19 protein-coding genes, 1 tRNA gene, 2 rRNA genes and 1 pseudogene are annotated in these 26,136 nt (G+C 58.9%); 15 read left to right on the top strand and 8 right to left on the bottom strand.

What is annotated here, in order from left to right; genetic code table 11:
- Positions 1–493 precede the first annotated feature (493 nt).
- The 3 genes from MRBLRC7O_RS10990 (at position 494) to MRBLRC7O_RS10980 (ending at position 3,952) form a co-directional block, all read left to right on the top strand.
- Positions 494–3,380 (top strand): 23S ribosomal RNA (locus MRBLRC7O_RS10990).
- 280 nt (positions 3,381–3,660) lie between these two features.
- Positions 3,661–3,775 (top strand): 5S ribosomal RNA (gene rrf, locus MRBLRC7O_RS10985).
- Positions 3,776–3,875: 100 nt separating this feature from the next.
- Positions 3,876–3,952: transfer RNA gene (locus MRBLRC7O_RS10980), tRNA-Met, on the top strand.
- A gap of 118 nt (positions 3,953–4,070) precedes the next feature.
- Here MRBLRC7O_RS10980 and MRBLRC7O_RS10975 read toward each other — a convergent pair.
- From MRBLRC7O_RS10975 to MRBLRC7O_RS10965, 3 genes are all read right to left on the bottom strand, one after another.
- The gene (locus MRBLRC7O_RS10975) at positions 4,071–4,253 is read right to left on the bottom strand and encodes a hypothetical protein (protein WP_003503932.1); all 183 of its coding nucleotides are present in this window, start codon (positions 4,251–4,253) and stop codon (positions 4,071–4,073) included.
- 281 nt (positions 4,254–4,534) lie between these two features.
- Positions 4,535–4,738 carry a cold-shock protein gene (locus tag MRBLRC7O_RS10970; RefSeq protein ID WP_003503933.1) on the bottom strand — a complete coding sequence of 68 codons (204 nt, stop codon included), beginning with the start codon at positions 4,736–4,738 and terminating at the stop codon, positions 4,535–4,537.
- A gap of 292 nt (positions 4,739–5,030) precedes the next feature.
- Positions 5,031–5,879: a LysR family transcriptional regulator gene (locus MRBLRC7O_RS10965; RefSeq protein ID WP_003503934.1), complete on the bottom strand. Its 849-nt coding sequence runs from the start codon at positions 5,877–5,879 to the stop codon at positions 5,031–5,033.
- A 102-nt stretch (positions 5,880–5,981) separates the two neighbouring features.
- Here MRBLRC7O_RS10965 and MRBLRC7O_RS10960 point away from each other — a divergent pair, with 102 nt between their 5' ends.
- Positions 5,982–7,316: an aspartate aminotransferase family protein gene (locus MRBLRC7O_RS10960; RefSeq protein ID WP_003503935.1), complete on the top strand. Its 1,335-nt coding sequence runs from the start codon at positions 5,982–5,984 to the stop codon at positions 7,314–7,316.
- Here the strand turns inward: MRBLRC7O_RS10960 and MRBLRC7O_RS10955 are convergent.
- Both MRBLRC7O_RS10955 and MRBLRC7O_RS10950 read right to left on the bottom strand, forming a co-directional pair.
- Positions 7,313–9,418, bottom strand: coding sequence for a sensor histidine kinase (locus MRBLRC7O_RS10955; protein WP_003503936.1), 2,106 nt, complete (start codon positions 9,416–9,418; stop codon positions 7,313–7,315). The genes MRBLRC7O_RS10960 and MRBLRC7O_RS10955 overlap by 4 nt on opposite strands.
- Positions 9,415–10,155 (bottom strand): response regulator transcription factor, encoded by a 741-nt coding sequence (locus tag MRBLRC7O_RS10950; protein ID WP_003503937.1) that lies wholly within the window; start codon positions 10,153–10,155, stop codon positions 9,415–9,417. The genes MRBLRC7O_RS10955 and MRBLRC7O_RS10950 overlap by 4 nt, the downstream gene beginning before the upstream one ends.
- A 239-nt stretch (positions 10,156–10,394) precedes the next feature.
- On the opposite strand from MRBLRC7O_RS10950, the gene MRBLRC7O_RS10945 reads away from it, so the two are divergent.
- The 4 genes from MRBLRC7O_RS10945 (at position 10,395) to MRBLRC7O_RS10930 (ending at position 15,900) form a co-directional block, all read left to right on the top strand.
- On the top strand, positions 10,395–11,387 hold the full coding sequence (locus MRBLRC7O_RS10945) for an ABC transporter substrate-binding protein (RefSeq protein WP_080866437.1): 993 nt from the start codon (positions 10,395–10,397) through the stop codon (positions 11,385–11,387).
- Positions 11,388–11,499: 112 nt separating this feature from the next.
- Positions 11,500–12,525 carry an ABC transporter substrate-binding protein gene (locus MRBLRC7O_RS10940; protein WP_111820732.1) on the top strand — a complete coding sequence of 342 codons (1,026 nt, stop codon included), beginning with the start codon at positions 11,500–11,502 and terminating at the stop codon, positions 12,523–12,525.
- An 85-nt stretch (positions 12,526–12,610) separates the two neighbouring features.
- Positions 12,611–14,842: an ABC transporter permease gene (locus tag MRBLRC7O_RS10935; protein ID WP_080866436.1), complete on the top strand. Its 2,232-nt coding sequence runs from the start codon at positions 12,611–12,613 to the stop codon at positions 14,840–14,842.
- Positions 14,839–15,900 (top strand): ABC transporter ATP-binding protein, encoded by a 1,062-nt coding sequence (locus MRBLRC7O_RS10930; protein ID WP_080866435.1) that lies wholly within the window; start codon positions 14,839–14,841, stop codon positions 15,898–15,900. Before MRBLRC7O_RS10935 ends, MRBLRC7O_RS10930 begins: the two co-directional genes overlap by 4 nt.
- Positions 15,901–15,978: 78 nt before the next feature.
- Here MRBLRC7O_RS10930 and MRBLRC7O_RS10925 read toward each other — a convergent pair whose 3' ends face one another.
- Entirely contained in the window at positions 15,979–18,015 is a 2,037-nt protein-coding gene (locus tag MRBLRC7O_RS10925; RefSeq protein ID WP_003503943.1) for an NADH:flavin oxidoreductase, read from the bottom strand.
- A gap of 141 nt (positions 18,016–18,156) precedes the next feature.
- Between MRBLRC7O_RS10925 and MRBLRC7O_RS10920 the strand changes: the two genes are divergently transcribed.
- The 4 genes and pseudogenes from MRBLRC7O_RS10920 to MRBLRC7O_RS10905 all read left to right on the top strand — a co-directional run bounded on the left by MRBLRC7O_RS10920 (position 18,157) and on the right by MRBLRC7O_RS10905 (position 21,967).
- Complete coding sequence (locus tag MRBLRC7O_RS10920; RefSeq protein WP_003503945.1) at positions 18,157–18,789, top strand: TetR/AcrR family transcriptional regulator; 633 nt, start codon at positions 18,157–18,159, stop codon at positions 18,787–18,789.
- Between the two features lie 157 nt (positions 18,790–18,946).
- Positions 18,947–19,621, top strand: a complete 675-nt coding sequence (locus MRBLRC7O_RS10915; protein ID WP_035212640.1) for a response regulator transcription factor — start codon at positions 18,947–18,949, stop codon at positions 19,619–19,621.
- 35 nt (positions 19,622–19,656) lie between these two features.
- Positions 19,657–21,053, top strand: a pseudogene (locus MRBLRC7O_RS10910) (sensor histidine kinase).
- A gap of 284 nt (positions 21,054–21,337) precedes the next feature.
- Positions 21,338–21,967 carry an outer membrane protein gene (locus MRBLRC7O_RS10905; protein ID WP_080866434.1) on the top strand — a complete coding sequence of 210 codons (630 nt, stop codon included), beginning with the start codon at positions 21,338–21,340 and terminating at the stop codon, positions 21,965–21,967.
- A 124-nt stretch (positions 21,968–22,091) separates the two neighbouring features.
- Here MRBLRC7O_RS10905 and MRBLRC7O_RS10900 read toward each other — a convergent pair whose 3' ends face one another.
- Both MRBLRC7O_RS10900 and MRBLRC7O_RS10895 read right to left on the bottom strand, forming a co-directional pair.
- A complete protein-coding gene (locus tag MRBLRC7O_RS10900; RefSeq protein WP_111820733.1) occupies positions 22,092–22,481 on the bottom strand; it encodes a hypothetical protein in 390 nt (129 codons plus the stop codon).
- A 138-nt stretch (positions 22,482–22,619) separates the two neighbouring features.
- Positions 22,620–23,051 carry a MarR family winged helix-turn-helix transcriptional regulator gene (locus tag MRBLRC7O_RS10895; protein WP_003503954.1) on the bottom strand — a complete coding sequence of 144 codons (432 nt, stop codon included), beginning with the start codon at positions 23,049–23,051 and terminating at the stop codon, positions 22,620–22,622.
- Between the two features lie 205 nt (positions 23,052–23,256).
- On the opposite strand from MRBLRC7O_RS10895, the gene graD reads away from it, so the two are divergent.
- The 3 genes from graD to tsdA all read left to right on the top strand — a co-directional run bounded on the left by graD (position 23,257) and on the right by tsdA (position 26,135).
- Entirely contained in the window at positions 23,257–23,796 is a 540-nt protein-coding gene (gene graD, locus MRBLRC7O_RS10890) for an FADH(2)-dependent resorcinol hydroxylase reductase component (protein ID WP_003503955.1), read from the top strand.
- 79 nt (positions 23,797–23,875) lie between these two features.
- Positions 23,876–25,105, top strand: a complete 1,230-nt coding sequence (graA, locus tag MRBLRC7O_RS10885; protein ID WP_080866433.1) for an FADH(2)-dependent resorcinol hydroxylase oxygenase component — start codon at positions 23,876–23,878, stop codon at positions 25,103–25,105.
- 46 nt (positions 25,106–25,151) lie between these two features.
- Positions 25,152–26,135 carry a gamma-resorcylate decarboxylase gene (gene tsdA, locus MRBLRC7O_RS10880; protein ID WP_020810403.1) on the top strand — a complete coding sequence of 328 codons (984 nt, stop codon included), beginning with the start codon at positions 25,152–25,154 and terminating at the stop codon, positions 26,133–26,135.
- The last annotated feature ends 1 nt before the right edge of the window (position 26,136 follow it).

The following is a 26,136-nucleotide window of genomic DNA, read 5'->3' as shown; positions in this document are numbered from 1 at the left end:
TCGCGCTGTACTGGAGAGTTGATCCGGCTGCTGCGAATTGTCTTCTGAAGAAATAAAGGTTTGCATCTTTTGCTAAGAAAGATGCCTGTTTTGGATACATTGTGAAGAGAAGATATGTCTGGAAGCGTCCAGGTGTTTTGAGCCCTTGTGGTTTGAAGCGTCCGAGCCCAGTCCCTGAGAAACCGTGTGATGGCTTAGTCGGCCGGAATTGGTGGAGGGGTTGGAGGTAGGAAGGATCGCTTGTCCTGGGCATTTTTGTTGTTGGAACCTCGGTTCCTCTGATGAAGATGCTGGATTGATGTTGCCTGACCGCGCATCACCGGATGATATCTCGAGAAGCTGGTCTTAATGGTATGGCTTCGAGGTGCACCGGCGTGCCCTCAATGAAGACCGTACCGACACGTCGATGTCATCAAGAACTATCTGATTGTAAAAGGTAATCAGATTGCCGTTCCCTAGGGAATGGCTATGGATGAGCATAGACAATGAGAACGAAGAAGTGAATTAAGGGCATTTGGTGGATGCCTTGGCATGCACAGGCGAAGAAGGACGTGATACGCTGCGAAAAGCCGTGGGGAGCTGCGAATAAGCTTTGATCCATGGATCTCCGAATGGGGCAACCCACCTTAAATGCTTGGGAAATCTGTTTTGTTGGCTGGATGGTCTGTTTGGGTTTACCCATACAGGGCGCTAGCCCGTCGGTGCTTTTGCACCGCGCCGTCCGCAGGCCTTTGGCCATGAGGACAGAACTGAACAGGTTTCCAAGCATTGTGATAAGGTATCTTACTTTCGAATACATAGGGGTAAGAAGCGAACGCAGGGAACTGAAACATCTAAGTACCTGCAGGAAAGGACATCAACCGAGACTCCGCAAGTAGTGGCGAGCGAACGCGGACCAGGCCAGTGGCAATGATGAATAAAGCGGAACGATTTGGAAAAGTCGGCCATAGAGGGTGATAGCCCCTTACGCGTAGAACAGTCATTGTCCTTGAGTAGGGCGGGACACGTGAAATCCTGTCTGAACATGGGGAGACCACTCTCCAAGCCTAAGTACTCGTGCATGACCGATAGCGAACAAGTACCGTGAGGGAAAGGTGAAAAGCACCCCGACGAGGGGAGTGAAATAGAACCTGAAACCGGATGCCTACAAACAGTCGGAGCCCGCAAGGGTGACGGCGTACCTTTTGTATAATGGGTCAACGACTTAGTGTAACTAGCAAGCTTAAGCCGGTAGGTGTAGGCGCAGCGAAAGCGAGTCTGAACAGGGCGATTGAGTTAGTTGCATTAGACCCGAAACCGAGTGATCTAGCCATGAGCAGGCTGAAGGTTGGGTAACACCAACTGGAGGGCCGAACCCGTATCTGTTGCAATAGATTGGGATGACTTGTGGCTAGGGGTGAAAGGCCAATCAAACTCGGAAATAGCTGGTTCTCCGCGAAATCTATTTAGGTAGAGCGTCGACCGAATACCCTCGGGGGTAGAGCACTGGATGGGCTATGGGGACTCACCGTCTTACTGATCCTAACCAAACTCCGAATACCGAGGAGTACTAGTCGGCAGACACACGGCGGGTGCTAACGTCCGTCGTGAAAAGGGCAACAACCCTGACCTCCAGCTAAGGTCCCCAAGTCATGGCTAAGTGGGAAAGGATGTGAGGATCCCAAAACAACCAGGATGTTGGCTTAGAAGCAGCCATCATTTAAAGAAAGCGTAACAGCTCACTGGTCTAAATAAGGGTCTTTGCGCCGAAAATGTAACGGGGCTAAAGCCATGCACCGAAGCTGAGGATTTGCAGTAATGCAAGTGGTAGCGGAGCGTTCCGTAAGTCTGTGAAGGCGGACCCGTGAGGGCTGCTGGAGATATCGGAAGTGCGAATGTTGACATGAGTAACGATAAAGGGAGTGAGAGACTCCCTCGCCGAAAGACCAAGGGTTCCTGCTTAAAGTTAATCTGAGCAGGGTTAGCCGGCCCCTAAGACGAGGCGGACACGCGTAGTCGATGGGAACCACGTTAATATTCGTGGGCCTGGTGGTAGTGACGGATCTCGTGTGTTGTACAACCTTATTGGATTGGTTGTGCGGCGAAGAGGTTCCAGGAAATAGCTCCACCGTATAGACCGTACCCGAAACCGACACAGGTGGTCAGGTAGAGTATACCAAGGCGCTTGAGAGAACTATGTTGAAGGAACTCGGCAAATTGCACGCGTAACTTCGGAAGAAGCGTGACCCCATTTTAGGCAACTATGATGGGGTGGCACAGACCAGGGGGTAGCGACTGTTTATCAAAAACACAGGGCTCTGCGAAGTAGCAATACGACGTATAGGGTCTGACGCCTGCCCGGTGCTGGAAGGTTAAAGGGAGGGGTGCAAGCTCTGAACTGAAGCCCCAGTAAACGGCGGCCGTAACTATAACGGTCCTAAGGTAGCGAAATTCCTTGTCGGGTAAGTTCCGACCTGCACGAATGGCGTAACGACTTCCCCGCTGTCTCCAACATAGACTCAGTGAAATTGAATTCCCCGTGAAGATGCGGGGTTCCTGCGGTCAGACGGAAAGACCCCGTGCACCTTTACTATAGCTTTACACTGGCATTCGCCAAGGCATGTGTAGGATAGGTGGTAGGCTTTGAAGCAGGGACGCCAGTTTCTGTGGAGCCATCCTTGAAATACCACCCTTATCTTCGTGGATGTCTAACCGCGGTCCGTTATCCGGATCCGGGACAGTGTATGGTGGGTAGTTTGACTGGGGCGGTCGCCTCCGAAAGAGTAACGGAGGCGCGCGATGGTTAGCTCAGACCGGTCGGAAATCGGTCGTCGAGTGCAATGGCATAAGCTAGCCTGACTGCGAGACTGACAAGTCGAGCAGAGACGAAAGTCGGTCATAGTGATCCGGTGGTCCCGTGTGGAAGGGCCATCGCTCAACGGATAAAAGGTACGCCGGGGATAACAGGCTGATGACCCCCAAGAGTCCATATCGACGGGGTTGTTTGGCACCTCGATGTCGACTCATCGCATCCTGGGGCTGGAGCAGGTCCCAAGGGTATGGCTGTTCGCCATTTAAAGCGGTACGTGAGTTGGGTTCAGAACGTCGTGAGACAGTTCGGTCCCTATCTGCCGTGGGTGTAGGAATATTGACAGGATCTGTCCCTAGTACGAGAGGACCGGGATGGACGTATCTCTGGTGGATCTGTTGTCCTGCCAAGGGCATAGCAGAGTAGCTATATACGGAATGGATAACCGCTGAAGGCATCTAAGCGGGAAACCAACCTGAAAACGAGTGTTCCCTATCAGAGCCGTGGAAGACGACCACGTTGATAGGACGGGTGTGGAAGCACAGCAATGTGTGAAGCTTACCGTTACTAATAGCTCGATCGACTTCTTCGTTCCCATTGTTCATGTTCATCAAGCCAAGCTTGATGACATCATCTTCTGTCTTCACGGGCCAAGGCCCTGCAGACGGCGCGCGCCACAGGTATTTTGCTTGACAGCAAAAACCGGAAGGCGCGACGGACTAGCGTCCTGTATGGCTGCCTCGCTCAACCTCGAGCAAGGCAGGCAAACGGACCAGTCAAAGAAAGACGTGTTAAATTAAATAGAGCTTCGGCTCTCCAGCTTCTCGAAAACTGTTTCCATCTCAAAAATGGAAATCGTTGCGTTTTGCCGACCTGGTGGTTATCGCGGGGCGGCTGCACCCGTTCCCTTTCCGAACACGGCCGTGAAACGCCCCAGCGCCAATGGTACTTCGTCTCAAGACGCGGGAGAGTAGGTCGCTGCCAGGTCTGCAAAACGCAACACAAAATCTTCTCAATCACAAAAATGGGCAACAAGCCCAAATCAAAAGGCCGCCAAAAGCGGCCTTTATGCTATAATAAATCATTCCGCGGGGTGGAGCAGCCCGGTAGCTCGTCAGGCTCATAACCTGAAGGCCGCAGGTTCAAATCCTGCCCCCGCAACCAATTCCTACCAAACATATCAAAGGGCTCCGGGGAAACTCCGAGCCCTTTTTTGCGTTTCTGGACCGCGGAAATTACGATATTCCGTCAAACCGCGATGGTCGGCCAGATCTCCAACCTCTCAATGCCTGAGATTATACAGAAGCTGGATTTGCAGGATCGCGGGGATAGACCGCTCTCGACGAAAGAACGAGACCCGGAAGAACAGCGCGGACATGATCGTCTTCTGTGCGCTGCAAAAGGGGTAGTCCGGCGCTGCAGCCCCGGCAGCATCAATTGCCTTGTGCGCGGCATCGAAGGTCAAGTCTATCTAGTTCTAGTTCTCGTAGAAATAACGTGTCTGAACCCCTGTCGCGACTTGATGTAGGCGCTCCGGAGACCGCGCTATACATCGAGATTCGGCGATAATACGACACGGTTGGGAAGATATCTGGCGGTTTCCAAGATCCTCGTGCGGCATGTATATTTCAGTTCTTTGCCTGTCGTCCTTGTTTTTCCGATCTGCCGGACCGAAAAGCAGATGCCCGTTCGAAGTGACACTGGTCATTTCGAACGGGCACTCACATTCGACGACAGAGTGGCCTGTCAGAGGACAGTCACGTTTTCTGCCTTGGACTTGCCGGTCTTGCGATCCTGTCCCACGTCGTAGCTGACCTTCTGGCCATCCTGCAGGGCGCCGCCAAATCCGACGGCTGAGATATGGACGAAGACGTCAGGGCCACCACTGTCGGGAGTGATGAAGCCGAAGCCTTTATCTTGAGCGAAGAATTTTACGATACCAGTTGCCATGATGTCCTCGTTTTTTGATGTGCGACATCATCGCATAGCGGTTGCGGTGATCCGCATCAAGTCAGCGGTCCCACCTTGGCAATAACAAAGCTGGAAAAAGGCGCGTTTACCGCGTTGCCGCTTGTAACAAAGAGCATCGCGATGAGCCGTTCTCTTCATGAACGGTCACATGTCTGTCGTTCCGATCTTCTTACGCTTAAGATCGCGAAGAGATTGGATTTGCCCATAAAGACGTTCTCATTTCAAATTCAGGACCAAACGACTGTAGGTCGGAGCGACGGATCGACCGGCGTTAAAGGCTGAGCCCCGGAAGAACAGCGCGGATGTGCTCGCCGAGCGCCCTGGCTGCCGATGACGTCTGCGGATCGGCAAACTCGATTGCGATACCGATCGTCGGCAGGGGTGGCAGTCCGCTTTTGACAATATGAAGGTCCGGTGGAACGGCGGTCCTGGTCAGAACGCTGATGGCAAGGCCGGAACGCGCGATCGCGATGAGGCCGGCAAGGCTGTTGCTGGCGAAGGCGACACGGTAGCGGCGATTGGCGGTTTCCATGGCGTCGCACGCCGCGCGATGATCGAGCGTCACGGGTGCTGAGAGCGCCAGCGGCAGCACATCCTTGGTGATGAGGTCCGGTTCCGGCCTGTCCGCCACCCAGACGAAACTTTCCCTGCGGAGCACGTCGCGGTGTTCAGGATCGGATTGCGAAACCAGCGCCATGTCAATCTGGCGGCGCTGCAGGAGGGGACGCAATTCCGTCGTGGGGGCGCAGACCATGCGCAGATCGACTTTCGGGTAGGTGCTGAAGAAACCTTTCAGCAGTTCCGGCAGGAAGGCGATGGAGTAATCTTCAGGGCAGCCCAGGCTGACGGTTCCCTGCAGCGTCGCCTCGCCCATGTCGGCAAGGATTTCATCATGCCGGGCAAGAAGCGCGCTGGCATGGGCGAGCAGCTTCTCGCCCGCCGCGGTTATACGTACTCCCGAACCCGTTCGCTGCAGCAGCGTGTGGCCGACCAGTTCCTCCAGCCGCTGCATTTGTGTGCTGAGCGCGGATTGGGTGCGCCCGATCTGTGTGGCGGCGACGCTGATGGAGCCAGCTCGCGCGACAATGGTAAAGTTCTTCAGGAGCGTAAGGTCGAGCATGGCAATATCAAAATTATCGATATCGGAATAAAATACTATCAATTGGACCGGGGTGGCAATGGGTTGTTATGTTTCGCCAAGATAAACTTTGGGGAACGAGCCATGGACAATCTCGCGAAGAACTTCGCCTCGCTCAACGACGAACCGGCATTCTGGGACGCTGCCAATAAACACCTGACCCGTTACGGACCCGCCTTTGAGGAGATCATCGTCGAGCGGGCCGAGGGAAGTTTCGTTTATGATGCGGATGGCCGCGCCATTCTCGATTTCACCTCCGGCCAGATGAGTGCTTTGCTCGGACATACCCATCCGGATATTGTCGCCACCGTCAACCGGCAGATGGCATCGGTTGCGCATCTGTTTTCCGGCATGTTGTCCCGCCCGGTCGTTGAACTTGCGGCGCGGCTGGCGGCTCTGGCGCCGGGTCTCGATCGCGTGCAATTGCTGACAACAGGCGCTGAATCCAACGAAGCGGCGATCCGCATGGCGAAGCTCGTGACCGGCGGGCATGAGATCGTCGCCTTCGCACAGAGCTGGCACGGCATGACCGGTGCTGCGGCCTCCGCCACCTATAGCGCCGGCCGCCGGGGGTATGGCCCGGCGACGGTCGGCTCACTCGTTATTCCCGCGCCGAATGCCTATCGTCCGCGCTTCAAGAACCCCGATGGATCGAATGACTGGCAGGCGGAGCTTGACGATGCCTTCGAATTGATCGATCGCCAGTCGACGGGCAATCTCGCCGCCTTCATTGCCGAACCGATCCTGTCGAGCGGCGGTATCCTCGAATTGCCCCTCGGTTATCTCGCTGCCCTGAAGAAAAAGTGCGAGGAGCGGGGCATGTTGCTCATCCTCGATGAGGCGCAGACCGGCGTCGGCCGGACCGGACACATGTTCGCCTTTCAGCGCGATGGCGTGACGCCTGATATCATGACGCTGTCGAAGACGCTCGGCGCCGGCCTGCCGCTTGCGGCGGTGATGACGCGTGCGGAGGTCGAGCAGAAGGCTTTCGAGAGGGGTTTTCTGTTCTATACGACCCATGTTTCCGATCCCCTGCCGGCGGCTGTCGGCGTGACGGTTCTCGATGTGGTGGCGCGAGATGGTCTGGTGGAACAGGCGATTGCCCGCGGAAATCGTTTGAAGGAGGGGCTGCTCTCGCTGCAGCAACGGTTCGAATGCGTTGGAGATGTGCGCGGGCGCGGGCTTTTGCTCGGACTTGAAGTCGTCGCAGACCGCCACACGAAAGCCCCGGGTTTCGAACTTGGTGCGCGCATCATGCAGGAGGCGATGTTGCGTGGCCTCAGCATGAACATCGTCAAGCTGCCCGGCATGGGCGGCGTTTTCCGCATTGCGCCGGCGCTGACGGTATCGGATTCGGAAATCGACCTTGGGCTGGAGATACTGGCGGATTCTATCGAATCCGCACAGCTTGCCCGCTAGGTGTGGCCGGCATTTGCCGGGAATGTCAGTTCCACCCTTGCGCCTTCGCCGGGTCTGGAACTGATATGCGCTTCACCGCCGCTCTGGCGGACGAACCCGTAGACCATGGCGAGGCCAAGGCCCGCACCGCCATGATCGCCCCGCGTGGTGAAATAGGGCTCGAACGCCTTGTCCACGGCCTCCGGTGTCATGCCGATGCCCTCGTCGGTGACGGTGATCACCAGCGTATCTTTTCCAGAGGCGGCCTCGATCGAAATCAGGCCGCCATCGGGCATGGCGGCTGCGGCATTGAGGCATAGATTGAGAATGGATTGCTCGAAGAGGGCAGGGTCCAGCGGTATCGAGGGAAGATTGTCATCGGTATCAAGCGCGATCCGGCATTTGGGGCCGACGGCGATTTCCAGAATATCGGCCATGCCCCGCAGCAGGCTTGCGACATTGATGACGCTTGGATGGATCGGCTGCTGGCTGCCGATGGTGAGCATGCTGCTGGCCAGAGACCGGCCGCGGTCTGCCGCCTTGCGGATACGGGCGATGTGCCGCTTCTGGCGATCGTTGAAACCGGCTTCCCGTTCCAGAAGGCCGAGGCTGCCGGTGATGATGCCGATCATGTTGCCCACCTCATGGCTGAGCTGGTGGGTCATGCGCATAATGCCATCAAGCCGTTGGGCCTTCACGGCTTCCGCTTCCTGGCGATCGAGAGCGGTCACATCGCGGGCGAGCAGCACGATGCCGCCATCCGGCTGGCGCGACATCGAGACTTCGATCACCCGCTGATCGTCAGTGCGATGGCGCACGACTGCGCGGTCGAGCAACTCCCCCGGCTCTGTATCGAAGGGCAGTAGAGCCGGGTCGATTTCCGGGATGGGTTCGACAAACCGGCGAAGCGGCAGTTTTCGCGACGAGCCGGAGCGTCCGACGAGTTCGATGATGCGGCGGTTCATGGTGATTGGTCTGCCAGCCGGATCGAACAGCGCTATTCCCTCATTCATGTTGCGGAAGGTCGAGCGGATGGTGCGGGCCGCCGCTTCCGCCGTGCGCCTGAGGCGCGAGACGCGATCGACGCTGTCGTGGAAGGCGCGGAATGCATCAAGCAGCCGGATCAACTCCGTCTCGGGACCCGTATAGGAGGGCGGCCCGACGTCTTTTTCCCCCTTGGCGAGGGCATTCATGCCGTTGGAGAGCGTCACGATCCCGCGCGAGACACGCATCACTGAGCGGATCGAGAAGATTGCCACGATGAGAACCAGAAGGGAGGCGACGGCGACAATGATCAGCAGCCGGTTGAGAGCATCGGAGGTCGAGATAAGGTCTTCGTTCAGGCTTCGCGCAACAGCGTCGCCCTGGGTTTCGGTCACATGGGAAAGATCGCGCGAGACGGTGTGAAGCCGGGAGACAGAGGCGCGGATCGCGAACATTTCCAGAAGGTAACGGCTCTGGGCCTCGAATACCCGCTCATAGGGCCGCAGTTCGGCGACAGGCAGGCGCTCGCCCGGATAACCCTGCTGGCGCGCCGTTGTTTCCGCCACGTAGCGGCGGCGCAGTTCGCCAAGCTGGAAAAGGCTGTCGGATGCGGATGCGGCCTGCACGATGCCGTTCATTCTTCGACGCAGTTCCGGATCGAGGATGCCCTGACCGGTGGCGATTTCGCCGAGCGCTGCCGCCGCTTCCGCCTTGTGCCCCTGCGCCGCGTCGGCATCCTTTGCGAGGTCCAGTGTCTGCGCCCTGATAAGCTGGAGCAGTTCAACGATACGCTCGCTCGCAAAACCGCGTGCGGCCCGTTCGCCGCTGTCTGGACCCGTCATCTGCAACAGCAGGTCGACCTGCTGGACCACGGAGCGGCTTTCGCTGGAAACGCGATAGGGCGAGGCGGCATTCATCAGAAACGGGGCGCTGGAGACGAGATCGGAGACCTGCCGCGAGACCAGTGAGGCCTTGGCGAGACTGGAAAAGGCCTGCAAGCCGTAGGCCGCCATTTCATCGCGGGCGCGCTGCAGGCCGTAAATGGCGATGGCGGAAAGGCTGAAGACGAGGATGCAGGTAAAGACGATCGCAAAGGGCAGGCGAAAGGCGATGGAGGAAAGGAAGGAGCGGCTGATCACGGGGAAAGCTCGCCCTCATCGGTATGCAGGACATAACCCTTGCCGCGTCGCGTCTTGATGTGACGTGGAAGATCCGGGTTACGCTCGATCTTGCGCCTGAGCCGCAGCACCAGCACGTCGACATTTCTGTCGATATAACGGTCGCTTTCCGAACCCAGCCTGTCGAGAATCTGGGAGCGGCTGACGGGCTGGTTGGGTGTTTCTGCGAGAATTTCCAGAAGTGCGAATTCGGCACTGGTGAGCGTGCGGCTGCGGTCAGCGAGGCAGACGGCGCGGCGCGCATCGAGATCGATCGCCCAGTCGCCGAGGCGCAGCGCTGTGCGGCCGTGGTCCCGCTCGCTGTCCTTGTCCTGTTTCAGCGACGGGATTGTTCGCCGCAGGACGGCCTTGATCCGCGCCGTGAGTTCGATCGGTTCGAAGGGTTTGACCACATAATCATCGGCGGCGGTTTCAAGACCGAGTACCCTATCGGCAGCACTGCCGGCGGCGGTGACCATGACGATACCGATGTCGATCTGGCTGCGCAGCCGCTGGGCAAAGGTGCGCCCGGATGTGCCGGGCAGATTGTGGTCGACGAGGACGAGCTCCATCCTGTCCTTTGCCAATATCTCGTCCGCCTCCTCGGCGGAGCGCGCGCAGGTGGGCAGCCAGCCCTCTGCCTCGATGAGGTCCGAGATGAGCTCGGCCATATCCGGATCGTCCTCGACGATCAGAATGCGAACCTTCTGATTAAGCACTGCATATTCCTCCCGCTGTCATCATAGGCGCGACGGCGGCGATCTTCAAAGGTTCGCTGGTTATCTCCCCTGTCATAATTGTAATAACTGTAATCTTGTTCGGCGGTGCGGTGAAAGATTGGTAACCATTCTTCGATTGCGGTGCGGGCTGGATGTGACATGCTGTTGGTGGAGACTGGAACGGGGAGGTTCCAGGCAGGGAGGCTTAATTGAAAGCATTGACCGCACTTGCGGCGAGCATGGTCCTATGGCTGTGCGGCGCAGGGCATGGCATGGCCGAGCCGAAGTTGAACGTCCTGTGCGGCGTCGACGAGGCCTGGTGTTTGACCATGAAGCGGGCTTTCGAAGCCAAGGTCGGTCTCGAGATATCAATGGTGCGGAAGAGCACTGGCGAAATCCTCGATCAGATCCGCGCCGAACGATCCCATCCCACGGTTGATGTCTGGTGGGGTGGTACCGGCGACACCCATTTGCAGGCGGGTTCGGAAGGGTTGCTGGATGAATACCGGCCCGTCCATCAGCAAGATTTGCTGCCCTGGGCGCAGAATTTCTCCGTGATGTCTGGGTCTCGGTCTGCCGGAATCTATGCCGGCGCGCTGGGTTTTGCCTATAATTCGGAACTGCTTGCGAAGAACAATCTGCCGGCGCCGACCTGTTGGAAGGACTTGGCGAAGGATGTCTATCGCGGCCATATCCTGACCGGCAATCCAAACTATTCCGGTACGGCCTTCACCATGCTGGCCACTCTCGTCCAGCTGTTTGGCGAGGAGGAAGCTTTTGGTTTCATGGCGAAGCTCAACCAGAATGTCGTGAGCTATACCAAGGTTGGTGCAGCGCCGGTCAAGGCGGCGGCGCGGGGCGAGATCATGATCGGGATTTCCTTCATGCACGATGCCGTGACCCAGAAGATCGAGGGTTTCCCGCTTGTCATCGTCGCGCCGTGCGAGGGTACCGGTTATGAAATCGGGGCAGTCAGCATCGTCAAGGGCAATCGCAATCCTGCCCTTGCGCAAAGCTTCGTGGAATTTGCGCTGAGCCCGCAAGGGCAGGCGACCGGGGCCGCGGCCGGCCAGAACCAGGTGCCTTCCAATGCCCGGGCGACATTGCCACTGACCGCACCTGACATATCGATGATCAAGATGGTGGATTACGACTTCGCCACCTTTGGCCAGCCTGAAGAGCGAAGTCGGTTATTGAGCCGCTTCGACAGCGAAATCCACCCGACCCAGTAGGGCAAAAACCAACATCCCAAAAGACAGCACGCGCGCCACAAGGTGTCGCGACCGGCAGAGCCATGTTTGCGCGTGGCCCAAGAATTCAGACGCAAGCTACAGGAGGATAACCATGCGACTGACAATACTTTCCACCCTGCTTTTTGCCGGTACGGCGCTTAGCGCCGTTTCCGCTCAGGCGGCGGGCGAACTTAACCTGATCTGCTCGGCCGATGTCGTCATCTGCGAACAGATGAAGGGTGATTTCGAAAAGTCACACGACATCAAGGTCAACATGGTGCGCCTGTCTTCGGGCGAAACCTACGCCAAGGTGCGCGCGGAAGCCCGCAACCCCAAGACCGATATCTGGTGGGCCGGCACCGGCGATCCGCATATGCAGGCGGCATCCGAGAACCTGACGCTTGAATACAAGTCGCCGATGCTGGACCAGCTGCAGGACTGGGCCGTAAAACAGGCGGAAAGCACCGGTTACAGAACCGTCGGCGTTTATGCCGGCGCGCTGGGCTGGGGTTACAACACCGAAATCTTCAAATCCAAGGGTTACAAGGAGCCGAAGTGCTGGGCCGATCTGCTGGCGCCGGAGCTGAAGGGCGAAATCCAGATCGCCAATCCGAATTCGTCTGGCACCGCCTATACGGCGCTGGCGTCGCTCGTGCAGATCATGGGCGAGGATCAGGCGATCGACTATCTGAAGAAGCTCAACGCCAATATCTCGCAATATACCAAGTCCGGTTCGGCACCGGTCAAGGCGGCGGCGCGTGGCGAAACCGCGCTCGGCATCGTCTTCATGCATGATGCGGTGGCGCAGACGGCGGAAGGCTTCCCGGTCAAATCAATCGCGCCCTGCGAAGGCACGGGTTACGAGATCGGCTCCATGTCGATCATCAAGGGCGCCCGCAATCTCGACAATGCGAAGGCTTGGTACGACTGGGCGCTGAAGCCGGAAGTGCAGTCGCGCATGAAGGACGCCAAGTCCTTCCAGCTTCCCTCCAACAAGACGGCGGAAGTGCCCAAGGAAGCGCCGAAGTTCGAAGACATCAAGCTCATCGACTACGACTTCAAGACCTATGGCGATCCGGCCAAGCGCAAGGCGCTGCTGGAACGCTGGGACCGTCAGGTCGGTGCGGTCGCGAACTGATCTAAACTCCGGCGATCGGCATCCCGGCTTTTAAAGCCGGGGTGTCCGCCATTCTTTCATCGGCATGAAATAAGCGAGGTCGGCCATGACACGTGGCAATCGCAGGCTGGACATGGTCCTGGCGCTCGGGGCTTTTGCTCTGGTCTTTCTTCCCTGGTATCGCATCGAAGGCGGCTTTTTCAGCTTCCGCTGGCTATCCGGATTTTTCTCGTCGGCCAGCAATGCGCCAGGTGTGCTGCAGATATTGTCCTATGGCAAACCATGGCTTGTCGGCGTGGTTGTCTTTTTCCTCGCCGCATGCCTTGTCCGGCCTATCCGTGATCCGATGCGACGTGGCAGGCTTCTTGCGATTATCGGAGCCGTCGGACTTGTTTTCCTCGCCTTGCAGGGGCTGGCCATCGGCTTTACCGGCTGGAGCTGGACGGTGAGCGAAAACCTCTTCGGCATGCTTGCCGATGGCCAGCCGTCCATGGGTGCCGGCGCCGTCGTCATGTCGTTCGTCTTCGTGCTTCTTTTTGCCTTCGGCCTTGCCGAACGCGGCGTCATGAAGGGCGACGCCTTCGTCGTCGGCGCCATTTCCGTTCTGGTTTTCCTCGTCACGGTTTTTGTCTTCTATCCGATCGGCAGCATGTTGGTTGCGTCCGTTCAGGATTTCGACGGCTCCTTCAACGCCGATGGCTTCATCCGCAATATCAAGGATCCCGGCATCTGGAGCCTCGGTTGCGTAGTGGGTGAAGAGCGTTGCGGTGTCGCGTGGCGCACGCTGTTCCTTGCCCTGATGACGGCCTTCGGTTCGACTGTGCTCGGCCTTGGCTTTGCATTGATCGCCACCCGCACGCGCTTTCCCTTCAAGAAGGGCCTGCGGCTTCTGACGGTTCTGCCGATCATCACGCCGCCTTTCGTCATCGGCCTTGCTTTGACGCTGCTTTTCGGTCGCGCCGGCGTCGTCACCGAATGGCTTTCCTATCTCTTCGGTATCGAACCGGGCCGCTGGCTTTATGGCATGACCGGCATCTGGATTGCGCAGGTCCTTTCCTTCACGCCCATCTCGTTTCTGGTGCTGATCGGCGTGGTCGAAGGCGTCAGCCCGTCAATGGAAGAAGCCTCGCAGACGCTGCGCGCCGACCGCTGGCGCACCTTCTGGCGGGTGTCGCTGCCGCTGATGAAGCCCGGTCTCGCCAATGCCTTCCTGATCGGCTTCATCGAGAGCATGGCGGATTTCGGCAATCCGCTGGTGCTCGGCGGCACGCATGGTGTTCTGTCGACGGAAATCTTCTTCGCCGTTGTCGGCTCACAGAATGATCCGTCCCGCGCCGCGGTTCTGGCGATCATCCTGCTGTGCTTCACGCTTTCGGCCTTCCTTGCCCAGCGTTTCTGGCTGGCAGGCAAGAATTTCGCGACGGTGACGGGGAAGGGCGACAGCGGCGCGCATATCGCGCTTCCGCGCGGGCTGTCCATCGGCGTCCACGCCGTCGTCGTGCCATGGATGATCTTCACCATCGTTGTTTATGGCATGATCCTTGTGGGCGGTTTCGTGAAGACCTGGGGTCTCGACAATTCCCTGACCTTCGACCACTACATCCGCGCCTTTTCCGTCAGCTTCTCCAATGGCTCGATCGCCTGGACCGGTGTAGCCTGGAACTCGTTCTGGACGACCATGAAGATCGCGCTGGTTTCTGCGCCATTGACCGCTGCCGTCGGTCTTTTGACCGCCTATATCATCGTGCGGCAGAAATTTGCCGGGCGGAACCTCTTCGAATTCGCGCTTATGATGAGCTTCGCCATTCCCGGCACGGTTATCGGCGTCAGCTACATCATGGCCTTCAACCTGCCACCGGTGGAAATGACGGGCTCGGCGCTGATCCTGATCGCCTGCTTCGTGTTCCGCAACATGCCGGTCGGCGTGCGCGGCGGCATTGCGGCGATGAGCCAGCTCGACAAGAGCCTCGACGAGGCTTCGTTGACGCTGCGGGCCAATAGTTTCCGCACCATCCGCAAGGTCATTCTGCCGCTGCTCAGGCCCGCGATCACGGCCGCGCTGGTCTATTCCTTCGTCCGCGCCATCACCTCGATCAGCGCCGTCATCTTCCTCGTCAGCGCCGAATACAACATGGCGACCTCCTACATCGTCGGCCTTGTCGAGAACGGCGAATATGGGGTGGCGATTGCCTATTCCTCCATGCTGATCGTGGTGATGATCACTGTCATTACCGGCTTCCAGCTCATTGTCGGCGAGCGTCGCCTGCGGCGCGAAAACCGCGTCGCCGGCCTGCCCGCCCCTTCCTCCGTTCCTCTTGCCCAGGAGAAAACCGCATGATTTCCGTAAAGCCCGGTTCCGTCACCTTCGAGAATGTCCGCAAGACCTTCGGCGCTTTCACCGCCATTCCCGACCTGTCGCTCACCATCGAGCCCGGCACGCTGGTGACGCTGCTCGGCCCCTCCGGTTGCGGCAAGACGACGACGCTGCGCATGCTGGCCGGCCTCGAACATCCGACCAACGGACGCATCCTGATCGGCGACAAGGATGTGACCATGCTGCCCGCCAATGAGCGCGATGTCTCGATGGTCTTCCAGTCCTATGCGCTTTTCCCGCACATGACGGCGCTCGATAACGTCGCCTACGGTCTGCAATCCTCCGGGCTGCGCAAGGCAGAGGCGCGGGAAAAGGCGGAAGAGGGGTTGAAGCTCGTCGGCCTTGCCGGCATGGGGCACCGTCTTCCGGCCGAACTTTCCGGCGGCCAGCAGCAGCGTGTCGCGGTCGCCCGCGCTCTGGTGCTGGAGCCGCAGGTGCTGCTGCTGGATGAACCGCTTTCCAACCTCGATGCCCGCCTTCGCCGCCGGGTCCGCACCGAAATCCGCGAATTGCAGCAGCGGCTTGGCTTTACTGCCGTCTATGTCACGCATGATCAGGATGAGGCGCTGGCTGTTTCCGACCGGATCATCGTGATGAAGGATGGCGAGATCGCCCAGTCGGGTGCGCCACGCGATCTCTACGAAGCGCCGGCCTCCGCCTTCATCGCCGATTTCATGGGTGAGGCCAATGTCGTCAGTTGCGAGGTCATCGGCGTTGAGGGCGCCGATGCGCTGATCCGTGTCGGCGGGATCGATCATCGGGTCTCGGCCCGCAATGCCCGGCCAGGCCCGGCCAAACTCGCGGTTCGTCCCGGCTCGATTTCCATCGGACAGCCGGGTGGGCAGGGGCTGGCCGGGCGGGTGTTGCACAGCGCCTATCTCGGCGGTCACGTCGAATATGAGGTGGAAACCGATATCGGTACGCTGTTCATCGTCGATCATGCCGTGGAGACCAGCCTGCCGGCGGCGAGCGACGTGACGCTGGGGTTCAGGAACCGGGGCATCGCCTTGATTGAGGCTTGATGCCGCCGGTCCCGCATTCAGGATTTCATTGCGACAGAGGCAGCTTTGGTCTGCCTCTGTGTGTCGGGAACGCCAGCCTCAAATGTCCTTTGCCAGACGAAGCGCATCGTAGATTGCCGCATGGGTATTGCGCGCGGCGACCGCATCGCCGATCCGGAAGAGCCGGTAGGCGCCATCAGGATTGCGCTCGACCGTTTGGGTGGTTCCCGCAAGCAGGGCGTCGTAGGAGATTTCGCCAAGGTTCTTCGAGCCGGGCTTGAGGTCGAAATAAAGGTCATCCAGCGGGATCGTGCCGTGGTTGACGACGATCTGGTCGACGGTCCTCGATTTTGTCACGCCGCCATAATCGCTGCCGACATGGGCAATAAGCTGATTGCCGTTTCTTTCCGCGGCTTCCAGCCGGTAGGTAACGGTGAAGGTGACATCGAGCTTTTGCAGGGAGCGCATATAGGGAACGAGGTTCATGGCCATGACTTCCGGGGCGAAGGCGCGGTCAGGTGTCATGATCTCCACTTTCGCCCCGGCCTTTGCCAGACATTCGGCGGCCTGCAGGCCGGCATGGTCGCCAGCGTCGTCGAAAACCAGCACATTCGTTCCCGGCTTGACGTCGCCGGAAATGATATCCCAGGCCGAGACCACGAGATCGTTGCCTCTGGAAAGCACATCGGTATGCGGCAAGCCGCCGGTGGCGATGATGACCACCTCTGGGTTCTCCGAGAGAACTGTGTCCGCCTCCGCCCAGTTGTTGAAGTGAAAGGTGACGCCCAGTCTTTCGCACTGGCTCATGCGCCAGTCGATGATGCTGATCATCTCACGGCGGCGTTCGCTTTGCGCCGTCAGCCGAATCTGGCCGCCGGGATTGTTGGCGGCCTCGAAAACGACGACCTCATGGCCGCGCTCGGCGCAGACGCGTGCGGCCTCGAGCCCGGCCGGCCCTGCGCCGACAATCACCACCTTCCGGCGTTCCGCCGCTTTGGGTATCTCGTGCGGCATGGTTTCCTCACGGCCCGTTGCCGCATTATGGATGCAGAAGGCGAGACCGCCCTGATAGATGCGGTCGAGACAGTAATTGGCGCCAACACAGGGGCGAATATCGTCCTCCCGTTTTTCCATGATCTTGCGCACGATATGCGGATCGGTCATGTGCGCGCGGGTCATGCCCACCATGTCCACCTTGCCGGCAGCGATGGCGTGGCGGGCGGTGGCGACATCGGGGATCTTGGCGGCGTGGAATGTCGGGAAGCTGGTCGCGGCGCGGATTTCACCGGCGAAATCGAGATGCGGCGCGTTGGCCATGCCCTGAATGGGGATGACGTCGGTCAGGCCCGGGTCGGTGTCGATATGGCCCCTGATGACATTGAGATAATCGATAAGGCCGCTGTCCTTCAACCGTCTGGCGATTTCGATGCCCTCAGCCTTTCCGGTGCCGCCCTCGAGACATTCGTCGGCGGTATAACGGACACCGAGGATGAAATCATCGCCCACGCGTTCGCGCATCGCCCTGAAAACGTCGAGACAGAAGCGCATGCGGTTTTCAAGCGGGCCGCCATAGGGGCCGTCCAGTTCGTTGGTCAGCGGCGAGACGAACTGGTCGATCAGATGGCCATAGGCTTCCAGCTCCACACCGTCCATACCACCCGCCTTCATGCGTTCCGCGGCGTCGGCGAAGTCCTTGATGATACGCTCGATATCCCAGTCCTCGATCTTCTTCGGAAAAGCCCGATGCGCCGCTTCGCGGTGATGTGACGGCGCAAGGATCGGCAGCCAGTCGCCTTTGTCCCAGCGGGTGCGGCGGCCGAGATGCGTGAGCTGGATCATGATCGCCGCGCCCTGTTCATGCACGGCGTCGGTCATTTCCCGGATCCACGGGACGATTTCATCCTTGTAGGCGAGCAGGTTGTTGAAGACGGGTGGGCTGTCCCTGGAGACGGCGGCGGAACCGGCCGTCATTGTGAGCGCAACGCCGCCCTTCGCCCGCTCCACCGTGTAGGCGCGGTAACGCCCCTTCGGCATGCCATCCTCGGGATAAGCGGGTTCGTGCGACGTGACGATGATGCGGTTGCGCAGCGTGAGGTGTTTTAGCTGGTAGGGCTGAAGAAGGGGATCACTCGACATAGCCTGCTCCAAAAGGGTTTCTGTTCCAAGGCTAAGCGCGAATGTACACTTGTGTCAATTTACAAAACACAATTGTCTTTCTTTTTGACATGAGTGTACATCCCGCTTGTCGCGCAGAGACCAATTTGCTACGAACTCGTCATGGAAGCGACATTGAACGAAACGGGTTGGCGTGGATCGCACGAGGGGTGGCTTGAGGCCGCCTATCAGGCTTTGCTGGAATCGGGCGTGGATTCCGTCAAAATCTTGCCATTGGCAAAAAAGCTCAATCTGTCGCGCACGAGCTTCTACTGGTTTTTCAAGGACCGGGAGGAACTGCTGGCCGCGCTCGTCGCCCGCTGGCGGGAAAAAAATACCGGGAACATCGTCAGGCAGTCGGAAGCCTATGCCGAGACGTTGGCCGAAGCCATGCTGAATGTTTTCGATTGCTGGCTGGATTCCTCGCTTTTCGACAGCAGATTTGAATTTGCGGTTCGAAGCTGGGCCCTTCAGTCCGACGAGATTCTTGCGGAGGTTCGCAAGGCTGACGAGATGAGAATGGCGGCGCTTTCCCGCATGTTCGTGCGGTTCGGCCACAATGAAAACACAGCGGATGTGCGTGCCCGGACCACCTATCTGGTGCAGATCGGCTACATTTCCATGCAGTCCGAGGAAGATGTGTCGGTGCGGATGCAGAGAATTCCGGACTATATCGCCATCTATACCGGCGAGGCGCCACAGCAGCGTGAGCTTGACCGGTTTTATGCGAGGCATGGGTACCGGCCGGGTTCGTGAACCTGACGCGACGACGTCGCGAAAACACACGCAATGCCGTCGGATTGTGACGGGCAAGGTGATACAAGACGAATTGTCTGCCCGTCCTCCTGCAATGTAGCTGCAACATTCACCGAACAGTGATGGGGGATGGCAAGGATCCATCTGGGGAACGTCATTGCGAATCTTGCTTCTTGAGGATGAACCCGAAATGGCGCGCGCACTTCTCGAAGCCCTGCGCCGGCGCGATGTGCTTGCTGATCATGTCAGCACAATCAGCGACGCTGACGCCCTTGCGCGGGACGGGTCTTACGATGTTCTGGTTCTGGATCGCCGCCTTCCCGATGGCGAAGGGCTTAACCTCGTGGCTTCGCTTCGCCGGAGCAGACATACCGTGCCCATCCTTGTTTTGACGGCGCTCGGAAGTGTCGATCATCGTGTCGATGGGCTCGATGCCGGGGCGGATGATTATCTTGCCAAACCCTTTGCGATCGAGGAGCTGCTCGCCCGCCTCAGGGCGCTCCACAGACGCGGCCCTTCTCTTTCCGACAAATATGCGCATTTCGGAAATCTGAGCATTGACCCGCGCGCCAATGAAGTCAGCATTGCCGGCTCCATCATCGAGTTGCGGCGTCGGGAATATCTTGTTCTTGAAGCGCTGATGCGGCGTCCGAACCGCATTGTCACGCGGTCGAACCTGATCGAGGCGGTCTATACGCTCGATGACGAGATCGAGTCCAACGCTCTCGATGCGCACATTTCCCGTATCAGGAAGAAACTGGCGCAGGCGGAAGCCACGGTGGAAATAAGAGCCGTGCGCAATATCGGTTACCTCATCCGGTCGAAGACATGAAGAGAGCGCCCGATCGATCCCTGCGATGGGGGCTGATGAAGCGCCTTTTCGCATTGCAGGCATTCCTGCTCGTCCTTTTCGTCATCCTTCTCATCGGCTGGATATGGGTCATTGATCCACGGCTCGAAGGTGCGAATGAAGAGGCCGCCCGCATTGTCGCGGAGAGCGTGACAAAGGATGGACAGGGCAGGCCGCAATTGTCGGCAACGCCGGAGCTGGCGGAGCTGAAACGGCGCTATCCAAATCTCTGGTTTGTGGTGCGCGACGCCAATGACATCGTATTGCAATATGGGGTTGTCCCACCGCCCGCCCTGTCGGCGGTGTTTCCCCGAGTTTTGACCGCGCACGCCTGGAGGCGGCTGGAACGCTCCGCGCCACCGTGGAAAACCGCGATACAGCCGCCGGGCGGTTTCAGTTCATTGCCGGAACGGAGGAGGGAATCCCCAATGACGGGCTGAGTATCTGGATCAATGTTCAGCTGGACCTGGAAAAGGATGCCGAGGGCTCCATCCGCTGGCTCACCGTGCTGCCGGCGCTGGGCTTCATCATTCTCATCGCCGTCGTGCCCATGCTGATCCTGACGGGCATCGCGACACTGCTCGTGACCCCGCGGGCGGTCGGCCGCTCCCTGAGCGGGCTGATGGAAACCGTGAAGCAGGCGCAGTCCATCGATTTCGAGAACCGCTCCGAGCGTATCGACCGTTCGAAAGTTCCCCTTGAAATCATCCCGCTGGTGGATGCCTTCAACGTCGCGCTGTCGAGGCTTGATGACGGGTATAATCGCCGTAACCGCTTTCTCGCCGATGCGGCGCATGAGCTCAGGACGCCGATCGCAATCGTACGCACCAGAGCCGACCTCTTGCCCGATGACGCGCTGAGCCATCAGATCAGGGCCGATATCGATCGCCTCACCCGCGTTGCGCATCAGTTGCTGGAGATGCAGGCTGTGGGTGTGGTGGAACTGCCGGCGGAGCCGCGGGATCTCAATAAACTTGTCGAGCGCATCGCAACCGACCTTGCGCCGATTGCAATGGATGCCGGATATGAATTCGATTTCGAGCCGAGCGCGGATGCGGCGATCTTTACGGTGCAGGCGTCGATTATCGAGATGGCGGTTGTCAACCTCCTGCGCAATGCAATCGATCATGCGGGCGGCAGAGGCGCAATCGCGATCCGGGTCGACCCGGCAGGTGCGATTGAGGTCCGTGATGAAGGGCCGGGCATCCCGGTTTCCGAACGCGAGCAGGTATTCGAGCCGTTTCATCGGATCAACACCAACTCGCCCGGAGCCGGCCTTGGGTTAAATCTGGTCCAGAAGGCAGCGGAGCTTCATTGCGGCCGTGTCTTGTTCCTCGATCTCGATCCCGGTTTTTGTGTTCGGCTCGAAATTCGCTCGATCGCCTCAAAAGGCATTGCGGCTGGCACCGTTTAGCTGATGAGATTCTCGGCGAACGAGCTCCGATGACGAAATTACTTGCGATTTGGTTAAGGAAATTCCTCTAACTTGTTTAAATAAATAAATTATTTTGAATAATGCGCGCTCCATGCAATGCAAGCGCAATTCTCGCGGGGAAAATCCCCTTATCTGCTGAACGCATCCGCACGTCATGTCGGCCGGCGCAGCAGACAAACGGGAGCCGGATTTCCGGTTCTTCAACGCGAACTGAAACTTGGCTGCGCCGGAAGACGGTGCATCGGTTTCGTCTGGAGTCATTCATGTCGATCATCAAGAAATCGCTTGTCGCCGCGACCGTCGCTGTTGCGGTTGCAGGCAATGCCTATTCCGCCGATCTTACGAACTATAATACGCAGCAGTCCTTCGATTATGGCAGTCAGCCGGCCTTCTCCTGGGGCGGGGCCTATGTCGGTGTGCATGGTGGCGTCGCTTCCCCGAAATTCAACCCATTGGCCAGCGGCCGCGGCCTGACGGGCGGTGTTCAGGCCGGTTATAACTTCCAGTTCGGTTCGGGCGTGGTCGGCGCGGAACTCGAAGGTTCCTATCTCGGAAATGAGGCGCGTGTGCCCAACGGCCGGTTGCGGGAGCGTTTCCGCGGCGCGGCCAAGATGAAGGCCGGCGTGGCGCTTGACCAGACGCTGATTTACGGCACTGCCGGCCTGACCACGACGAAGTTCAAGGACGGCAATGGCGTGACGGGTCCCGATGGCTGGAAACAGGGCTATCTGGTCGGGGCAGGCGTCGAACAGAGCTTCGGCGGCGGCCTGTCGGCAAAGTTCGAATATAATTATTTGAGCACAGGAAATGTGGCCACGACGACTTCAAGCGGCAGGTCGAAGACCGATGTCAGCGATCATGTCATCAAGGCCGGCCTGAACTATCGTTTCTGATCGGCCCGCCCCATGACAGGCCCAGGGAGAATTTTCAAAAGAAAACCGCCGCTTTCAGCGTGAAGGCGGCGGTAGAATAGCATGGACCGCAAAACATGCGGCGCCGGATGAAATCCGGAAATGATTATTCGCATTCAAGCGAAGGCTGCCGGAAGCTTGTTACGTACCACTCGTTGCCGGAACCGCGCGTATAGAACGTATAATAGCAATCGATGCGTTCGACATAACCTGGCGTTTCCGACACTTCATATCGCTCACCGCGCCGCGTTGTCCGCACCTCGCCACTCGATGACCCGGCAACGACCTGTGTCTTTTTCTTCCGCCATTGAAAGGCCTGCTGGCCGGGACCCAGGCTGTAAATATTGTCCGGCGGCCCATAGTCCAGCATCACGCTGGTAATCGGCGCGCCGATATAGCTTTTCATGACGGTCGAGGCGCAGGCCGTGAGCAGCATGGACGCGCCGGCGATAAGGATGATTGCTGTCGGGACTGTGAGTGATGCTCTGCTGGACATGGAAATTCCTTTCAGCTGCGGGGACATACCGCAGGGATAGGAACAGCTTGTTGCAAGTACATTGCACGGGAAGATCGTCGGGCGAGCCGTGACTGCCGATCGGTTTCAGCTGATGAGCTAGTTCGCCGGCTATCTGTGTCAGAGGCCGGCGATGTTGCGGCCGATATGGCGCAGGATGCTTTTGAAAAGTTTTGCCTCAGTGGGATCGAGACCTTCGATGGCGGTTTTTTCGAACATGGCGGCGATAGGCATGAGTTCATCGGCCAGTTCCTCACCCTTCGGGGTGAGGGTGATGCGCACGATGCGGGCATTGTCGAGAGGCCGTTCACGGCTGACGAGGTTACGCCGGACCATGAGCCCAACGAGCCGGGACAGTGTGGAAATTTCCACAGACACCATGTCCGAAAGCTCGGTCAGCGTCTTGCTCTCCTGCTGCCGCAGCGTCGCCAGCACGCGGTACATCGGCAGGGTGATGTCATAGGAGGCCAGTCTCACGGAAAAGCGCTCGCCAAGCCGAACGCCCACCCAGTTGAGCAGGTAGGGTACCGAGTCGGTGAATTGATAAGACACGAGCAAATCCCCGTTTGAGAACCATTTGCGCAAATGCTGATGTGCGCCTATCGGCTGTACCGGCACAATCCATCCGTTTCAATAGCTTCGCCCCACAAGACGGGGAATGCGAGGTCCTCGCTCGCTCAATAAATGACGAAAAACATTTGCGTTGACAAATGTTGCAAACGCAAATAAATAAGAACGCAGGATTTGGGAGGATCTCATGACATCAGCATTGTTTGGCCTGAGCGGCCTTGCACCCGAAGGCGTCGGCCAGAATTTTCGTTCGACGATGCGCCGTTTTCCAGCCACCGTAACCGTCATTACGGCCTGTGCTTCGGGTGATCAGCGCGACCACGGCATGACGGTTACGGCTGTCACTTCAGTCTCGATGGAGCCGCCGTCTCTGCTGGTTTGCCTGAACAATCGCACCCTGCTGCATGAATTGCTGCTGTGCCGGCCTGATTTCATCGTCAATGTGCTGACGCAGGACCAGATGGCCCTGTCGGATGCCTTTAGCGGCAAGGTGCCGCCGGAAGAGCGTTTCCGCGACGGTCAATGGCAGCGCCATGACAATGGTGTTCTCTATCTGCCGACGGCCCATGCCGCAATCGCCTGCCGTCGGGTTGCTGCCATGCCCTATGGAACCCATACCGTCTTTATCGGGCAGGTGGTTTCGGCCGATGTCAGCGAGACGACGCGGCCGCTGCTTTACGAAAACGCCCAATATTGCGCCGCAAGCCCCGCGAGCCTGCCCGCCTGATCATTACCGCTCAGACAATTCCGGCGGGATAACCGCCGGCCAGCAACGTCCGGCCAGCAACGTCCGGAAGGAGACAATCATGAACGATATGAGCCACGCGCCGCTGCCGGCGCAAACGAACCCACGTGTCCGCCTCGCAAGCCGCGTCGCCGGCATAGCCGATCTTTTCCGGATGAGCGCCAGACAGACGGAGGAGGCCCGGCGTGTTCCCGCAAGCCATATCGAGGCGCTGCGCGGCATTGGATATTTCGATATCGTCAAGCCTCGCGCTTTCGGCGGCAAGGGTGGAGATTTCGCCGAACTGGTCGAGGCTAATATCGAGCTTTCGGCCGCCTGTGCGTCGACCGGTTGGGTCGCCGGCCTGCTGTCGGCCCATCAATGGCTGCTGGCGATGTTTCCGGAAGAGGCGCAGGCCGATGTCTGGGGTGAAAACCCCGATGCGCTTCTGTGCGGTTCCTATGCGCCGGTGAAGATGGCGGAGCTCGCCGATGGCGGTTACCGCCTGAGCGGCAAATGGGCCTTCGCCTCCGGCTGCGAAAACGCGCAATGGTCCCTCTGTGCCGCCATCTTGCCGCCGCGGGGCGAAGGAAAACCGGTTCCGTCCTTCCTGCTCGTTCCTGCCGGGCAATATGTGATTGAAGACACCTGGCATGTGGTAGGCCTGGCCGGCACGGGTTCCAAGACGCTCGTTCTCGATGATGTCTTTATTCCCGGACACCGGGTTCTGACCTTCCCCGACGCCACCAGTGGCAAGACACCCGGCGGGCATTATTATGCGGAGGAAGGCCTGTTCAACATGCCGCTTCTGACCGGCATTCCCTCCTGTCTCGCGGCGGCTGGCGTCGGCGCGGCCAAGGGTGCGCTTGCCGCCTATGTCGATCACGTCGGCGGCCGGGTCACACGCGGCGCGGTGGCGGGTGGCAATAATCGCATGGCCGAATTCCCGACCATCCAGCTGCGCGTTGCGGAAGCTGCGGCGAGCGTCGATGCGGCCTGCGAAATCCTGCTGCGGGATGTTGCCCGGGCACAGGCACTGGCGCAGGCTCGTGTCGAAGGTCGGGCGGAATTTACGGTGGATGACCGGCTTCTCAGCCGTCGCGGCCAGTCCTTTGCGGTGTCTCTGGCACTGCGCGCCGTGCAGGCGCTCAACGATTCCACCGGCGGCGTCGGGCTCGATCTTTCCAACCCCGTGCAGCGGGCGTGGCGGGATGCGAATGCAGTCGGTCGCCACATCAGCATGAACTGGGATGCCGTGGGTACGATGATCGGCCAGAGCATGCTCGGGCTGGAACCCAAGGGTCAATATTGATCGCCTCTCGGGCGGCACATCACACAGTGAATTCGGAGGAAACTACATGCAAGGCAAGGTCGCTCTCGAGGAGCATTTCGCAATCCCGGAAACACTTCAGGATTCGGCCGGTTTCGTGCCCGGCGACTACTGGAAGGAATTGCAGCATCGCCTGCTCGACATTCAGGATACGCGCTTGAAGCTGATGGATGCGCACGGCATCGAAACCATGATCCTGTCGCTCAATGCGCCGGCGGTGCAGGCTATTCCTGACAGGAAGAAGGCAATCGAAATCGCGCGACGGGCGAATGACTTTCTCGCCGAAGAATGCGCCAAGCGGCCGGATCGCTTCCTTGCCTTCGCAGCATTGCCTTTGCAGGACCCCGATGCGGCAACCGAGGAATTACAGCGCTGCGTCAACGATCTCGGCTTCGTCGGCGCGCTCGTCAACGGCTTCAGCCAGGAGGGCGATGGCCAGACGCCGCTTTATTACGATCTGCCACAATATCGCCCGTTCTGGGGTGAAGTCGAAAAGCTCGACGTGCCTTTCTACCTGCATCCGCGCAATCCGCTGCCGCAGGATTCGCGCATCTATGACGGCCATCCCTGGCTGCTCGGCCCCACCTGGGCTTTCGCGCAGGAAACGGCGGTCCATGCGCTGCGTCTCATGGCCTCAGGCCTGTTTGACGAATATCCGCGCCTCAACATCATTCTCGGCCATATGGGCGAGGGCCTGCCTTACATGATGTGGCGCATCGACCATCGTAATGCCTGGGTGAAGCTGCCGCCGCGTTATCCGGCCAAGCGTCGTTTCGTGGATTATTTCAACGAGAATTTCCATATCACCACCTCGGGCAATTTCCGCACCCAGACGCTGATCGACGCCATTCTGGAAATCGGTGCGGATCGCATCCTGTTTTCCACCGACTGGCCCTTCGAGAATATCGACCACGCCTCCGACTGGTTTAATGCGACCACCATTGCCGAAGCCGACCGGGTGAAGATCGGCCGCACCAATGCGCGCCGCCTGTTCAAGCTCGACGGACACTGAA

The sequence above is a fragment of the Agrobacterium radiobacter genome, from assembly GCF_040801995.1.
Lineage (GTDB): Bacteria > Pseudomonadota > Alphaproteobacteria > Rhizobiales > Rhizobiaceae > Agrobacterium > Agrobacterium radiobacter.
Note: the sequence above shows the minus strand (reverse complement) of the source record. Positions and strands in the feature narration are given on the sequence as shown.

What these genes read in the sequence shown, in the direction of transcription:
- MRBLRC7O_RS10970 (WP_003503933.1), bottom strand. Translation starts at nt 4,738, where the DNA reads ATGGCAACTGGTATCGTAAAATTCTTCGCTCAAGATAAAGGCTTCGGC.
- MRBLRC7O_RS10965 (WP_003503934.1), bottom strand. Translation starts at nt 5,879, where the DNA reads ATGCTCGACCTTACGCTCCTGAAGAACTTTACCATTGTCGCGCGAGCT.
- MRBLRC7O_RS10960 (WP_003503935.1), top strand. Translation starts at nt 5,982, where the DNA reads ATGGACAATCTCGCGAAGAACTTCGCCTCGCTCAACGACGAACCGGCA.
- MRBLRC7O_RS10945 (WP_080866437.1), top strand. Translation starts at nt 10,395, where the DNA reads ATGGTCCTATGGCTGTGCGGCGCAGGGCATGGCATGGCCGAGCCGAAG.
- MRBLRC7O_RS10940 (WP_111820732.1), top strand. Translation starts at nt 11,500, where the DNA reads ATGCGACTGACAATACTTTCCACCCTGCTTTTTGCCGGTACGGCGCTT.
- MRBLRC7O_RS10935 (WP_080866436.1), top strand. Translation starts at nt 12,611, where the DNA reads ATGACACGTGGCAATCGCAGGCTGGACATGGTCCTGGCGCTCGGGGCT.
- MRBLRC7O_RS10930 (WP_080866435.1), top strand. Translation starts at nt 14,839, where the DNA reads ATGATTTCCGTAAAGCCCGGTTCCGTCACCTTCGAGAATGTCCGCAAG.
- MRBLRC7O_RS10925 (WP_003503943.1), bottom strand. Translation starts at nt 18,015, where the DNA reads ATGTCGAGTGATCCCCTTCTTCAGCCCTACCAGCTAAAACACCTCACG.
- MRBLRC7O_RS10920 (WP_003503945.1), top strand. Translation starts at nt 18,157, where the DNA reads ATGGAAGCGACATTGAACGAAACGGGTTGGCGTGGATCGCACGAGGGG.
- MRBLRC7O_RS10905 (WP_080866434.1), top strand. Translation starts at nt 21,338, where the DNA reads ATGTCGATCATCAAGAAATCGCTTGTCGCCGCGACCGTCGCTGTTGCG.
- MRBLRC7O_RS10900 (WP_111820733.1), bottom strand. Translation starts at nt 22,481, where the DNA reads ATGTCCAGCAGAGCATCACTCACAGTCCCGACAGCAATCATCCTTATC.
- graD (WP_003503955.1), top strand. Translation starts at nt 23,257, where the DNA reads ATGACATCAGCATTGTTTGGCCTGAGCGGCCTTGCACCCGAAGGCGTC.
- graA (WP_080866433.1), top strand. Translation starts at nt 23,876, where the DNA reads ATGAACGATATGAGCCACGCGCCGCTGCCGGCGCAAACGAACCCACGT.
- tsdA (WP_020810403.1), top strand. Translation starts at nt 25,152, where the DNA reads ATGCAAGGCAAGGTCGCTCTCGAGGAGCATTTCGCAATCCCGGAAACA.